This is a genomic window from Enterobacter sp. 198 (genome assembly GCF_009025585.1).
GTDB classification, from domain to species: domain Bacteria; phylum Pseudomonadota; class Gammaproteobacteria; order Enterobacterales; family Enterobacteriaceae; genus Enterobacter; species Enterobacter ludwigii.
Window position 1 is genome coordinate 1 of the sequence record NZ_WCIM01000010.1, and the last position, 11,956, is coordinate 11,956.

Annotated in this window: 12 protein-coding genes and 1 tRNA gene; 3 read left to right on the forward strand and 10 right to left on the reverse strand. The window is 55.5% G+C overall.

Annotated elements, in window-relative coordinates:
* Positions 1 to 66: 66 nt before the first annotated feature.
* The 10 genes from F8561_RS03005 to mltB all read right to left on the reverse strand — a co-directional run bounded on the left by F8561_RS03005 (position 67) and on the right by mltB (position 9,786).
* A tRNA-Ser gene (locus F8561_RS03005) sits at positions 67 to 159 on the reverse strand.
* Between the two features lie 343 nt (positions 160 to 502).
* Positions 503 to 688, reverse strand: coding sequence for a carbon storage regulator CsrA (csrA, locus tag F8561_RS03010; RefSeq protein ID WP_000906486.1), 186 nt, complete (start codon positions 686 to 688; stop codon positions 503 to 505).
* Between the two features lie 241 nt (positions 689 to 929).
* Positions 930 to 3,557, reverse strand: coding sequence for an alanine--tRNA ligase (gene alaS / locus F8561_RS03015; RefSeq protein ID WP_151887132.1), 2,628 nt, complete (start codon positions 3,555 to 3,557; stop codon positions 930 to 932).
* Positions 3,558 to 3,688: 131 nt separating this feature from the next.
* Complete coding sequence (gene recX, locus F8561_RS03020; protein WP_014171334.1) at positions 3,689 to 4,189, reverse strand: recombination regulator RecX; 501 nt, start codon at positions 4,187 to 4,189, stop codon at positions 3,689 to 3,691.
* Between the two features lie 68 nt (positions 4,190 to 4,257).
* A complete protein-coding gene (gene recA / locus F8561_RS03025; protein ID WP_020883855.1) occupies positions 4,258 to 5,316 on the reverse strand; it encodes a recombinase RecA in 1,059 nt (352 codons plus the stop codon).
* Between the two features lie 89 nt (positions 5,317 to 5,405).
* Positions 5,406 to 5,903, reverse strand: a complete 498-nt coding sequence (pncC, locus tag F8561_RS03030; protein WP_020883854.1) for a nicotinamide-nucleotide amidase — start codon at positions 5,901 to 5,903, stop codon at positions 5,406 to 5,408.
* A 130-nt stretch (positions 5,904 to 6,033) separates the two neighbouring features.
* A complete protein-coding gene (locus F8561_RS03035) occupies positions 6,034 to 6,912 on the reverse strand; it encodes a metal ABC transporter substrate-binding protein (RefSeq protein WP_025203391.1) in 879 nt (292 codons plus the stop codon).
* 14 nt (positions 6,913 to 6,926) lie between these two features.
* Positions 6,927 to 7,787, reverse strand: a complete 861-nt coding sequence (locus F8561_RS03040; protein WP_025203390.1) for a metal ABC transporter permease — start codon at positions 7,785 to 7,787, stop codon at positions 6,927 to 6,929.
* On the reverse strand, positions 7,784 to 8,437 hold the full coding sequence (locus F8561_RS03045) for a metal ABC transporter ATP-binding protein (protein WP_032678836.1): 654 nt from the start codon (positions 8,435 to 8,437) through the stop codon (positions 7,784 to 7,786). Before F8561_RS03045 ends, F8561_RS03040 begins: the two co-directional genes overlap by 4 nt.
* Before the next feature lie 248 nt (positions 8,438 to 8,685).
* Complete coding sequence (mltB, locus tag F8561_RS03050; protein WP_025203388.1) at positions 8,686 to 9,786, reverse strand: lytic murein transglycosylase B; 1,101 nt, start codon at positions 9,784 to 9,786, stop codon at positions 8,686 to 8,688.
* 274 nt (positions 9,787 to 10,060) lie between these two features.
* Here mltB and srlA point away from each other — a divergent pair, with 274 nt between their 5' ends.
* Genes srlA through srlB form a run of 3 tightly spaced genes read left to right on the forward strand, consistent with a single transcriptional unit; the run spans position 10,061 to position 11,955 of the window.
* Positions 10,061 to 10,624 (forward strand): PTS glucitol/sorbitol transporter subunit IIC, encoded by a 564-nt coding sequence (gene srlA, locus F8561_RS03055; RefSeq protein WP_014171343.1) that lies wholly within the window; start codon positions 10,061 to 10,063, stop codon positions 10,622 to 10,624.
* Positions 10,621 to 11,580, forward strand: a complete 960-nt coding sequence (locus F8561_RS03060) for a PTS glucitol/sorbitol transporter subunit IIB (protein ID WP_014171344.1) — start codon at positions 10,621 to 10,623, stop codon at positions 11,578 to 11,580. Before srlA ends, F8561_RS03060 begins: the two co-directional genes overlap by 4 nt.
* A gap of 12 nt (positions 11,581 to 11,592) precedes the next feature.
* The gene (gene srlB, locus F8561_RS03065; protein ID WP_032678837.1) at positions 11,593 to 11,955 is read left to right on the forward strand and encodes a PTS glucitol/sorbitol transporter subunit IIA; all 363 of its coding nucleotides are present in this window, start codon (positions 11,593 to 11,595) and stop codon (positions 11,953 to 11,955) included.
* Position 11,956: the final 1 nt, after the last annotated feature.

The window sequence follows — 11,956 nt, forward strand, 5'->3', positions numbered from 1 at the left end:
GATTCGAACCTCCGACCGCTCGGTTCGTAGCCGAGTACTCTATCCAGCTGAGCTACGGATGCAAAATGGCGGTGAGGCGGGGATTCGAACCCCGGATGCAGCTTTTGACCGCATACTCCCTTAGCAGGGGAGCGCCTTCAGCCTCTCGGCCACCTCACCACACAACGCCTCTTTCGAGTGCTTCGAATAACTCGTTAAGAGCTTCTCGTCGCTGCGTGGCGCATATATTACTTTCTGGGACTTATAAGTCAAACAATTTTCCAAAAGCTTTTATCGTTTGCACAAATCACACGCAATTCGCATGCAAAAGCTGCAAAGAGGGTGTTTTATAAGCGGATTTTGCAGGCATCTTCTCAGAAAACTGATGACAGAATAGTGATGTTGAGGCGAGTTAAGGGTAAGAGTGTGGTTAAAAACAGAGCGATTGAAATTAAACGGTAACTTTAAGCAGGAAAAATGGCGGGAGAGGTTGCGTCTCGCCCGACAGCGAGACGCGACAATATCAGTAACTGGACTGCTGGGATTTTTCAGCCTGGATACGCTGGTAGATCTCTTCACGGTGGACAGATACTTCTTTAGGAGCGTTTACACCAATACGTACCTGGTTACCCTTTACCCCTAAAACTGTCACGGTGACCTCATCCCCAATCATGAGGGTCTCACCAACTCGACGAGTCAGAATCAGCATTCTTTGCTCCTTGAAAGATTAAAAGAGTCGGGTCTCTTGTATCCCGGCATTATCCATCATATAACGCCAAAAAGTAAGCGATGACAAACACGTAAAGTGTAAGCAGTCACGGCATCACATTCTGTTAAACGTAAGTTTAGCCGATATACACAAACTCAACCTGACTTTATCGTTATCGATAGCGCAGTGAACAAGACGCCATAACGTTACCGCTATGGCGTCTGCTTGTGCTTTGTAGTTATTACAGTTTCGCGCTCACCCAGCTTTCAACACTGGCCAATGCCACAGGAAGTGCCGCCGCATCCGTACCACCGGCTTGCGCCATGTCCGGACGACCGCCACCCTTACCGCCCACCTGCTGGGCGACCATACCAATCAGTTCCCCTGCTTTTACGCGGTCGGTCACATCCTTAGAGACGCCCGCAATCAGAGAAACCTTACCTTCTGCCACTGTCGCCAGCACGATAACTGTGGAACCGAGCTGGTTCTTCAGATCGTCGACCATAGTACGCAGCATCTTAGGCTCAACGCCCGCCAGATCGCTGACCAGCAGTTTGACACCCTTAATGTCTACAGCTTTGCTGGAGAGGTTTGCACTCTCCTGCGCCGCAGCCTGCTCTTTCAGCTGCTGCAGCTCTTTTTCCAGCTGACGCGTACGATCCAGCGCAACGCGCACTTTCTCGCCCAGGTTCTGGCTATCACCTTTCAACAACTGCGCGATGTCGTGCAGCTGATCGCTCTGCGCATGCAGGCTGGCAATCGCGCCTTCACCGGTAACCGCTTCAATACGACGCACGCCCGCCGCCGTTCCTGATTCGGAAACAATGCGGAACAGACCAATGTCGCCGGTACGGGAGGCATGCGTCCCGCCGCAGAGCTCAGTCGAGAAGTCGCCCATGCTCAGCACGCGAACGCGGTCGTCGTATTTCTCGCCGAACAGTGCCATCGCGCCTTTCTTCTTCGCCGCCTCGAGATCCATGATATGGGTTTCGATTGGCAGGTTACGACGGATCTGCGCATTCACCAGATCTTCCACCGCGCGGATTTCTGACGGCTTCATCGCTTCAAAATGAGAGAAGTCGAAGCGCAGAACTTTATCGTTAACCAGAGAACCTTTCTGTGCAACGTGCGTTCCCAGAACTTCACGCAGGGCAGCGTGCATCAGGTGCGTAGCTGAGTGGTTCAGACGAATGCGCGCACGACGAGCTTCATCAACGTTCGCCTGGACACCCTCGCCCACTTTCAGAGAACCGGCAATCAGTTTGCCCTGATGGCCAATCGCCTGACCGTATTTCTGCGTGTCGCTTACGCTGAAGCTGAAACCGTTGCCTTTCAGTTCGCCTTTATCGCCAACCTGGCCGCCGGATTCCGCGTAGAACGGCGTTTTGTCCAGAATGACAACCGCATCCTGACCCGCGTTGATGCTGTCTACGGCTTTACCGTCAACAAACAGGGCGGTCACTTTGCCAGTCAGTTCCAGATTTTCGTAGCCTTTGAATTCTGATGCGCCATCAACGCGGATCATCGCGTTATAGTCAGCACCAAAACCGCTGGACTCGCGCGCACGGCGGCGCTGCTCTTCCATTGCGGCTTCAAAGCCTGCTTCGTCCACTTTAATGTTGCGCTCACGGCAAACGTCCGCCGTCAGGTCAACCGGGAAACCGTAGGTGTCATACAGGCGGAAAGCGGTTTCGCCGTCCAGCGTATCGCCCTTAAGTTTCGCCAGCTCTTCATCCAGCAGCGCCAGTCCGCGCTCCAGAGTACGAGCAAACTGCTCTTCTTCCGTTTTCAGAACCTGCTCAACCTGCGCCTGCTGACGTTTCAGCTCATCACCGGCTTCGCCCATCACGCCAATCAGTGGCCCAACGAGTTTATAGAAGAAGGTGTCCTTCGCGCCCAGCATGTTGCCGTGACGGATAGCACGACGAATGATACGACGCAGCACATAGCCACGGTTTTCATTCGACGGGATCACGCCGTCGGCAATCAGGAACGCGCAGGAACGGATATGGTCTGCAATAACGCGCAGCGATTTGTTGTTCAGATCGGTTGCACCCGTCACTTGCGCAACGGCTTTAATCAGGGTGCTGAACAGGTCAATTTCGTAGTTGGAGTTAACGTGCTGCAGAACAGCCGCGATACGCTCCAGACCCATACCGGTATCAACGGACGGTTTCGGCAGCGGCTCCATCGTACCGTCAGCCTGACGGTTGAACTGCATGAAGACGATATTCCAGATCTCAATGTAGCGATCGCCGTCTTCTTCCGGGCTGCCTGGAGGACCACCCCAGATGTGGTCGCCGTGATCGTAGAAGATCTCGGTGCACGGACCGCAAGGACCGGTATCGCCCATCTGCCAGAAGTTGTCAGACGCATAAGGTGCGCCTTTGTTATCACCGATGCGAATAATACGCTCGCGCGGGATACCAACCTCTTTTTCCCAGATTTCGTAGGCTTCGTCATCGGTTTCATAGACGGTAACCCACAGACGATCTTTCGGCAGGTTGAACCAGTTTTCACCGGTCAGCAGTTCCCACGCATATTGAATGGCATCGTGTTTGAAATAGTCGCCGAAGCTGAAGTTACCCAGCATTTCGAAGAACGTGTGGTGACGCGCGGTGTAACCGACGTTTTCCAGGTCGTTGTGTTTACCGCCCGCACGCACGCAACGCTGTGAGGTTGTGGCGCGGGAATAATTACGTTTGTCGAGACCAAGGAACACATCCTTGAACTGGTTCATCCCGGCGTTGGTAAACAGCAGAGTCGGATCGTTGTTCGGTACCAGGGAGCTGCTGGCAACTACCTGATGTCCCTTACTATGGAAAAAATCGAGAAACGCCTGACGGATCTCAGCGGTGCTCTTGCTCATAATTATCCTGAAATCAAGCTAACGAAATGTCGTAGCAAGCCTGTATCGGTAAAACGTTGGACAGACCAGCTACTGGAAAAAGTGGGAATAAGATAAGTTTTCTTTAGTGGGAAGTAAAATCCCGCATGCGTTCAATCCGCAAAATTACGCCAGATATCCTGAATATCTTCCATCAGAAAGCCGCGGTAGAGCAAAAAGCGCTGGATTTTAACTTTTTCTGAAAATTCACGTGGCAAGGGTTCGCCGTACTTGCGAATGGCCTGTTCTTTTGCCAGCGCGCACCAGTCTGTGTCGCATTCGCGCATGGCCTTTTCAATGGTTTCACGGGCGACCCCTTTCTGGTTCAGCTCCTGGCGGATACGCGCGGGGCCATATCCTTTGCGGCCACGGCTGGCAAGAAACCGGGAAGCGAAACGCTCGTCATCCAGATAGCGGTGCTCATAGCACCAGGCAATGACGCGGTCGTAATCTTCCGCGGTCGCATCAATCTCTTCCGGCCCGTTTTTACTCATGACGGGGGCCGACAGTTTTCGCCGCAACTCCTGTTCGCTGTGGTCACGGACGGCAAGAATGCGCACCGCACGGTCCAGTAAGCGTGCATAGGCAGGGCGGCGTGAAGTCGATTCACTCATAAAAAACCTGCTGATTCAGAAATGCAAAAAGGGCCGCATTAGCAGCCCTTCATCTTTAAACGAGAGAATTAGAAATCTTCGTTGGTTTCTTCAGCACCCGCGTTATCCACCACGAAATCAGGCGTACCGTCCTGGTTGTTCAGCAGAAGCTCACGCACTTTCTTCTCAATTTCTTTCGCCGCAGCCGGGTTCTCTTTCAGCCAGGAGATTGCATTTGCTTTACCCTGACCAATCTTGTCGCCGTTGTAGCTGTACCATGCGCCCGCTTTTTCAATCAGCTTCTCTTTCACGCCCAGGTCAACCAGTTCGCCGTAGAAGTTGATACCTTCACCGTAGAGGATCTGGAATTCAGCTTGTTTGAACGGCGCTGCGATTTTGTTCTTCACAACCTTCACGCGGGTTTCGCTACCCACTACGTTTTCACCCTCTTTCACCGCGCCGATACGGCGGATATCCAGACGGACAGAAGCGTAGAATTTCAGCGCGTTACCACCGGTAGTGGTTTCCGGGTTACCGAACATCACACCAATTTTCATACGGATCTGGTTGATGAAGATCAGCAGCGTGTTGGACTGCTTCAAGTTACCGGCCAGCTTACGCATTGCCTGGCTCATCATACGTGCCGCGAGGCCCATGTGAGAGTCACCAATTTCGCCTTCGATTTCAGCTTTTGGCGTCAGAGCGGCAACGGAGTCGACCACGATAACGTCAACCGCACCGGAACGGGCCAGCGCGTCACAAATTTCCAGCGCCTGCTCACCGGTGTCCGGCTGAGAACACAGCAGGTTGTCAATATCAACGCCCAGCTTACGAGCATAAACAGGGTCCAGCGCGTGCTCGGCATCGATAAACGCACAGGTTTTACCTTCACGCTGTGCCGCAGCGATAACCTGCAGCGTCAGGGTTGTTTTACCTGAGGACTCAGGCCCGTAGATTTCTACGATACGGCCCATTGGCAGGCCGCCAGCGCCCAGCGCGATATCCAGAGAAAGCGAACCGGTGGAGATAGTTTCCACATCCATGGAACGGTCTTCACCCAGGCGCATGATGGAGCCTTTACCGAATTGCTTTTCGATCTGGCCCAGTGCTGCCGCCAACGCTTTCTGTTTGTTTTCGTCGATAGCCATTATTACTCCTGTCATGCCGGGAGAAGCGACTGTGCTTCACCGTGGATTTCTGTTCTGTTGGTGCAATTATACTGTATGGTCATACAGTATCAAGTATTTTGTAGAAATTGTTGCCAGAGCGTTTTTAACGCATAAACGGTTGCCTGACGACGCACGCTTTCGCGATCGCCGCTAAAGCACTCCCGGCGGGTGATCCCTTCTCCTCTGGCGGTAGCAAAACCAAACCAGACGGTGCCGACAGGCTTCACGTCACTGCCCCCGTCCGGGCCCGCGATGCCGCTAATCGATATTGCATAATCCGCGCGCGCCTCTTTGAGCGCACCAATAGCCATCTCAATCACCACCGGCTCGCTGACTGCGCCATGCTGTTCGAGCGTAGATTCCCGCACGCCGATCATTTGCGCTTTAGCTTCATTACTGTAGGTCACAAAACCACGTTCAAACCAGGCGGAACTGCCGGCAATATCGGTAATCGCTTTCGCCACCCAGCCGCCGGTGCAGGACTCCGCGGTGGTGAGGGTCGCCCCGCGTTGCTTAAGCGCCAGCCCTACCACCTCGCTAAGCTGCATCAATTCATGGTCAGTCATTCTCGCTCCAGGCCTTAGAAAAACATGCAGCACAAGATAGCACTTTCTCGTCAGATATGGGGATGCGCTGCAGGATTTACGAGGGGGCTTCAGAAAAAAGCCGATGCGAGCGCACCGGCGGTGGCGAAGATTATTTCATGCTGTCAGCGAGGGTATCCACATTGTGGCGGAACGCCTTAATGTAGGTCTCTGCCACGCCCCCTTTTGCCGAGAGCGCTTCCGGGTAAAGCTCGCCTCCTGGCTGCGCGCCGGTGGCTGTAGCAATCTGTTTAACCAGCCGCGGATCGAGCTGGTTTTCCATAAACCAGGTTTTCACGCCGTCCGCTTTAATCTGATTAATGATCTCAGCGACCTGTGCCGCGCTGGCCTCGCTCTCTGACGACAACCCCTGGGGCGCCATAAACGTCACCCCGTAGGCGCGGCTGAAATAGCCGAACGCGTCATGGCTGGTCAACACTTTACGTTTCACCAGCGGGATCTGGCTAAAACGCGTTTTGGCCCAGCTATCCAGCTGCTTAAGCTGCGCGATGTACGGTTTTCCGGTCGCTTCCAGCGCGGTTTTATCTTCTGGGTCGGCTTTCACCAGCCCGTTGAGAATATTTTGCGCGTACAGCGCCCCGTTCGCCGCGCTGTTCCAGGCGTGCGGGTCAGTGACGGTTTTGCCCTCTTCTTCGAGGGTATGCGTCTGCACACCACGCGACGCCACCACCAGCTGGCCTTTGAACCCGGAGGCTTTCACCAGGCGATCCAGCCACCCTTCCAGTCCCAGACCATTGACCACCACAACATCTGCCTTGCTTAGCGCCGCGCTATCTTTTGGCGAGGGCTCGAAGGTATGCGGATCGCCGTCCGGCCCCACCAGCGTCGTGACGTTCACATGGTCACCGCCCACCTCCCGGGTCATATCCCCCAGAATGGAAAAGCTGGTCACCACATTGAGCGTTTTCGCCATCACCGTTTGCGACATCATCCCCAGCGCGAGCGCCACTACGAATCCCGTACGTTTCATCGTTTCCCCTTGCGTTAAAAAAGCGCACGCAGGCTGCCAGCCAGCCTGCTGCGCGTGCCAAATAAAATGGAAATAAAGAACAGCGCGCTGGCGGTAAGCACGATGGACGGCCCCGCGGGCAGGCTGGCGGCCCAGGAGAGACTGAGTCCGAGCCACGCGCAGAAAATACCGCTGATACCCGCCATCAATAGCAGTCCGGGTAAGGTGCGTGCCCAGCAGCGTGCCGCTACCGCAGGGAGCATCATCAGCCCGACCGCCATCAACGTGCCAAGCACCTGAAAACCGGCAACGAGGTTAAGCACCAGCAGCGCCAGAAACAGACCGTGTAATAAGCCGGGAACATGGCGGGCGTTTACCTGCAGCCAGGCGGTGTCAAAGGCCTCGGTCACCAGCCCACGGTAGAAAATCGCCAGCGTGATAAGGGTGAACATGCAAACGCCTGCCACAAACAGCGCGGCATCGTTATCCACCGCCAGGATGGAGCCAAACAACAGGTGCAGAAGATCGACGTTCGAACCGCGCAGTGATACCAGCGTGACGCCCAGCGCCAGCGAGCCAAGATAGAACCCGGCAAAACTGGCGTCCTCTTTAAGCGGCGTTCGACGGCTGACCAGCCCGGCCACCAGCGCCACGGTAATACCGGCAATAAAGCCTCCCACGCTCATGGCCAGCAGCGACATACCGCTGAGCAAATACCCCACCGCGACGCCGGGCAAAATGGCGTGAGAGAGGGCATCGCCCATCAGACTCATCCGGCGCAGCTGAAGGAAAACGCCCAGAGCAGTGGTACTGACGGACAACGCCAGGCAAACCACCAGCGCGCGGCGCATAAAGCCATACTCAATAAAAGGCTGAAAAAAGATATGCCAGATCATGCCACCCTCACCCGCTCGGTTTTCCACTGGGGAATGTCAGCGTCCAGCCGTAACGTCTGCGGGAAGTGGCGCGATACACGCTCGCTGTCGTGCAGCACCGCAAGCACCGTTTGCCCCTGCATATACATTTCCAGCATCAGGTCCATCAGCACATTACAGGTAGCTTCATCAACGCCGGTAAAGGGCTCATCGAGCATGACCAGCGGCGCCTGCTGCACTAATACCCGCGCGAACAGCATGCGCTGAAACTGACCGCCGGAGAGTTCATCAATGGTCGTTAGCGCCATCGTTCCAAGCCCCACCCGCTCAAGCGCACCGGCAATGCGCAGCCGCATTTCACGGCGAAGGCCAGAAAAAAGCGATGCTTCAGGCCAGCAGCCCATGCTGACCACATCCTGCACGGTTAGCGGAAATTGCGCCTCCAGGGCATGACGCTGTGCCAGCCAGCCCATTACCGGGCGTTTTTTCTGCCAGTGAAAACTGCCGCTTACCGGCGGGATAAACCCGGCGAGGGTTTTCAGAAGCGTTGATTTACCGCAGCCGTTGGCCCCGAGGATGGCGGTCATGCTCCCGCATTCAATCACCCCGGACAGAGGGCGCGTGACCGGCTCGCGGTCGTAACCCGCCGTGAGTTGATTCATCACAATCATGGCAATGCCACCGCCCAGCACACGGCCAGTCCGATAAAGACAATCAGCGCCAGCGCCATCAGAAGCCGGACCGGCGCAGACAGAGAAAAAAAGGAAGTAGACATCTCATCACCACATCATATGTTATAACATAACAATAATGAAAGATAATGCGGATGTAAATGAGCGGAGATTAACGGGAGTGTGGCGAAATGTTTCTGGATATCAACCCAACCCTCTCCCGGCGGAAGAGGGTCGAACATCAAGCGTTACTGACTGAACGGCGACGCGGCAGGCACGCGCGCCTGTGACACCGCCAGCCCCAGCTGCCATACGGCCATCGCATAGTGGGTGCTGTGGTTATAGCGGGTGATGGTGTAGAAGTTAGGCAGCCCGTACCAGTACTGATAACCCGTACCGACATCCAGACGCAGCAGGCTCGCCTGTTGCGTATTTCCCAGCGGCTGCGTTGGCGTTAAGCCTGCAGCGGCCAGCTGCGAAACGCTGTAGTTGGTTTTAAAGCCGTTCTCAAGCCCTGGTGCCTGGCCGTTAGCCTGCACCGCCACCTGACCGCCCGGCACCCAGCCGTGCGCTTTAAAGTAGTTCGCCACGCTGCCGATGGCATCCACCGGATCCCACAGGTTGATATGACCATCTCCGTTAAAGTCGACGGCATATTGCTTATAGGAGGACGGCATAAACTGGCCGTAGCCCATCGCACCGGCAAACGAACCTTTGAGATCTAACGGGTCATCTTGTTCATTGCGCGCCATCAGCAGGAAGGTTTCCAGTTCAGACGAGAAATATTCAGCACGACGCGGGTAGTTAAAGGAGAGCGTCGCCAGCGCATCGAGGATACGGGTTTTGCCCATCACGCGGCCCCAGCGGGTTTCCACGCCGATAATCCCGACGATGATTTCAGGCGGTACGCCATACACCTGCCACGCACGGTTCAGCGCATCTTCATATTGGTTCCAGAAGACCACGCCATTTTGCACGTTATCCGGCGTAATGAACTGTTTGCGATAACGCAGCCATGCGCCATTTGGCCCGGTCGGTACCTGAGCCGTCGGTGCCTGGCGATCCATCAAACGCAGAACATAATCCAGTCGCTTCGCCTGCGACAGAATTTCATGCAGTTGCTGGCGGTCAAAACCGTGTTTGCTCACCATTTTATCGATGAACTGCTCGGCCGCCGGGTTATTCGCAAAGTCGCCGCCCATTTGCATCATATTATGCTGCGGCTCCAGCAGGAATCCTCCGGAAGGCGCGCCAGCCGTTTGCTGCACGGCTTCGGTCTTGGGTTTGCTACTACAGGCAGACAGCAGAATAAGCGCAGGTAACAACGCTGCATAACGACGCTTGAACATGTGACATCCATTTAACGGGTTCGATAAGAACCCAGTATGGTAAAGCATCCGCAACACCTCAAGGAAGTGGTACGCACCTCCCCCACCAAATCTTTACGCTCCCCATCGCAAATCTGTGCAATTTTCATCCACACAAGACTCTCATTGGCAATTAACTTTCAAAATAATCCATTTTTCTTTCATTGTGAGATCTAATTAACACTTTAAAACCTTTCAAAGTGATTATTATTAGCCTCAGTTATACAAAAACAAAAAAGCCCCACAGGAGAGAAGAATGATAGAAACCATCACCCACGGCGCCGAGTGGTTCATCGGGCTGTTTCAGAAAGGCGGAGAAGTGTTCACCGGCATGGTGACCGGGATCCTGCCCCTGCTGATTAGCCTGCTGGTCATCATGAACGCGCTGATTAACTTTATCGGCCAGCAACGCATTGAACGCTTTGCCCAGCGCTGCGCCGGCAATCCGCTGTCCCGTTACCTGGTTCTGCCCTTCATCGGCACGTTTGTTTTTTGCAACCCGATGACGCTGAGCCTCGGCCGCTTTATGCCTGAAAAATACAAACCCAGCTATTACGCCGCAGCCTCCTACAGCTGCCACTCCATGAATGGCCTGTTCCCGCATATCAACCCCGGCGAGCTGTTTGTCTATCTGGGCATTGCCAGCGGCCTGACCACGCTTGGCCTGCCGCTCGGTCCGCTGGCGGTGAGTTATCTGCTGGTCGGTCTGGTCACCAACTTTTTCCGCGGCTGGGTCACGGACCTCACCACCGCCATTTTCGAGAAGAAAATGGGTATCCAGCTTGAACAGAAAGTCCATCTTTCAGGAGCCGCAGCATGAGCCGTATTCGTATTGAAAAAGGAACGGGCGGCTGGGGCGGCCCGCTGGAATTCGACGCCACTGAAGGCAAAAAAATCGTCTATATCACCGCAGGCACACGTCCGGCCATTGTCGACAAACTGCGTGAGCTGACCGGCTGGGAAGCGGTCGACGGCTTCAAAGAGGGCGAACCGCCTGAAGCGGAAATTGGCGTGGCGGTGATTGACTGCGGCGGCACGCTGCGCTGCGGCATCTACCCCAAGCGGCGTATTCCTACCGTGAATATCCATTCCACCGGTAAATCAGGTCCGCTGGCGCAGTACATCCTGGAGGACATTTATGTCTCCGGCGTGAAAGAGGAAAACATTCACCTGGCACAGGGGTCTGCTGCCCCTCAGAAAGCGGCCCCGCGTGATTACGACACGAGTAAAAAAATCACCGAACAGAGTGACGGCCTGCTGGCAAAAGTCGGAATGGGGATGGGCTCTGCCGTGGCCGTGCTGTTCCAGTCCGGGCGCGACACCATCGACACGGTGCTGAAAACCATTCTGCCGTTTATGGCATTCGTTTCGGCGCTGATCGGCATCATCATGGCCTCGGGTCTTGGCGACTGGATTGCCCACGGCCTCGCCCCGCTGGCGAGCCACCCGCTCGGGCTGGTGACGCTGGCGCTGATCTGCTCCTTCCCGCTGCTGTCGCCGTTTCTCGGCCCGGGCGCGGTCATTGCGCAGGTTATCGGCGTGCTGATTGGCGTGCAGATTGGCCTTGGCAACATTCCCCCGCATCTGGCTCTGCCCGCCCTGTTTGCCATTAATGCCCAGGCGGCGTGTGATTTCATTCCTGTCGGGCTGTCGCTGGCGGAAGCGCGCCAGGACACCGTGCGCGTTGGCGTGCCCTCTGTACTGGTCAGCCGTTTCCTGACCGGCGCACCGACGGTGCTGATTGCCTGGTTTGTCTCCGGCTTTATTTACCAATAAGAGGTTCCTGTGATGACCGTAATTTACCAGACCACCATCACCCGCATTGGCCAGAGCGCGGCCGATGCGCTCAGCGACAAGATGCTGATTACCTTCCGCGAAGGTGCGCCCGCGGATATCGAAGAGTTTTGCTTTATCCACTGTCACGGCGAGATGAACGGTGAGCTGAAGGCCGGGAGCCAGCTGGAGTTGGGCGACGCGCGCTACGCCGTGACCGCCGTCGGCGACGTGGCCGAACAAAACCTGCGGGAGCTCGGCCATATCACCCTGCGTTTTGATGGCCAGCCGCAGGCGGAATATCCCGGTACGGTTCATGTGGATGGCCCGGTTCCGCAGGCTGTCACCCCAGGCTGCACGTTGAAGTTTGTTGCGTAAT

Bases quoted from the DNA above. Each gene is read 5' to 3' on its own strand.
- recA (WP_020883855.1), bottom strand. From the start codon at position 5,316: ATGGCTATCGACGAAAACAAACAGAAAGCGTTGGCGGCAGCACTGGGC.
- alaS (WP_151887132.1), bottom strand. From the start codon at position 3,557: ATGAGCAAGAGCACCGCTGAGATCCGTCAGGCGTTTCTCGATTTTTTC.
- srlA (WP_014171343.1), top strand. From the start codon at position 10,061: ATGATAGAAACCATCACCCACGGCGCCGAGTGGTTCATCGGGCTGTTT.
- pncC (WP_020883854.1), bottom strand. From the start codon at position 5,903: ATGACTGACCATGAATTGATGCAGCTTAGCGAGGTGGTAGGGCTGGCG.
- srlB (WP_032678837.1), top strand. From the start codon at position 11,593: ATGACCGTAATTTACCAGACCACCATCACCCGCATTGGCCAGAGCGCG.
- F8561_RS03045 (WP_032678836.1), bottom strand. From the start codon at position 8,437: ATGATTGTGATGAATCAACTCACGGCGGGTTACGACCGCGAGCCGGTC.
- F8561_RS03040 (WP_025203390.1), bottom strand. From the start codon at position 7,787: ATGATCTGGCATATCTTTTTTCAGCCTTTTATTGAGTATGGCTTTATG.
- mltB (WP_025203388.1), bottom strand. From the start codon at position 9,786: ATGTTCAAGCGTCGTTATGCAGCGTTGTTACCTGCGCTTATTCTGCTG.
- F8561_RS03035 (WP_025203391.1), bottom strand. From the start codon at position 6,912: ATGAAACGTACGGGATTCGTAGTGGCGCTCGCGCTGGGGATGATGTCG.
- recX (WP_014171334.1), bottom strand. From the start codon at position 4,189: ATGAGTGAATCGACTTCACGCCGCCCTGCCTATGCACGCTTACTGGAC.
- csrA (WP_000906486.1), bottom strand. From the start codon at position 688: ATGCTGATTCTGACTCGTCGAGTTGGTGAGACCCTCATGATTGGGGAT.
- F8561_RS03060 (WP_014171344.1), top strand. From the start codon at position 10,621: ATGAGCCGTATTCGTATTGAAAAAGGAACGGGCGGCTGGGGCGGCCCG.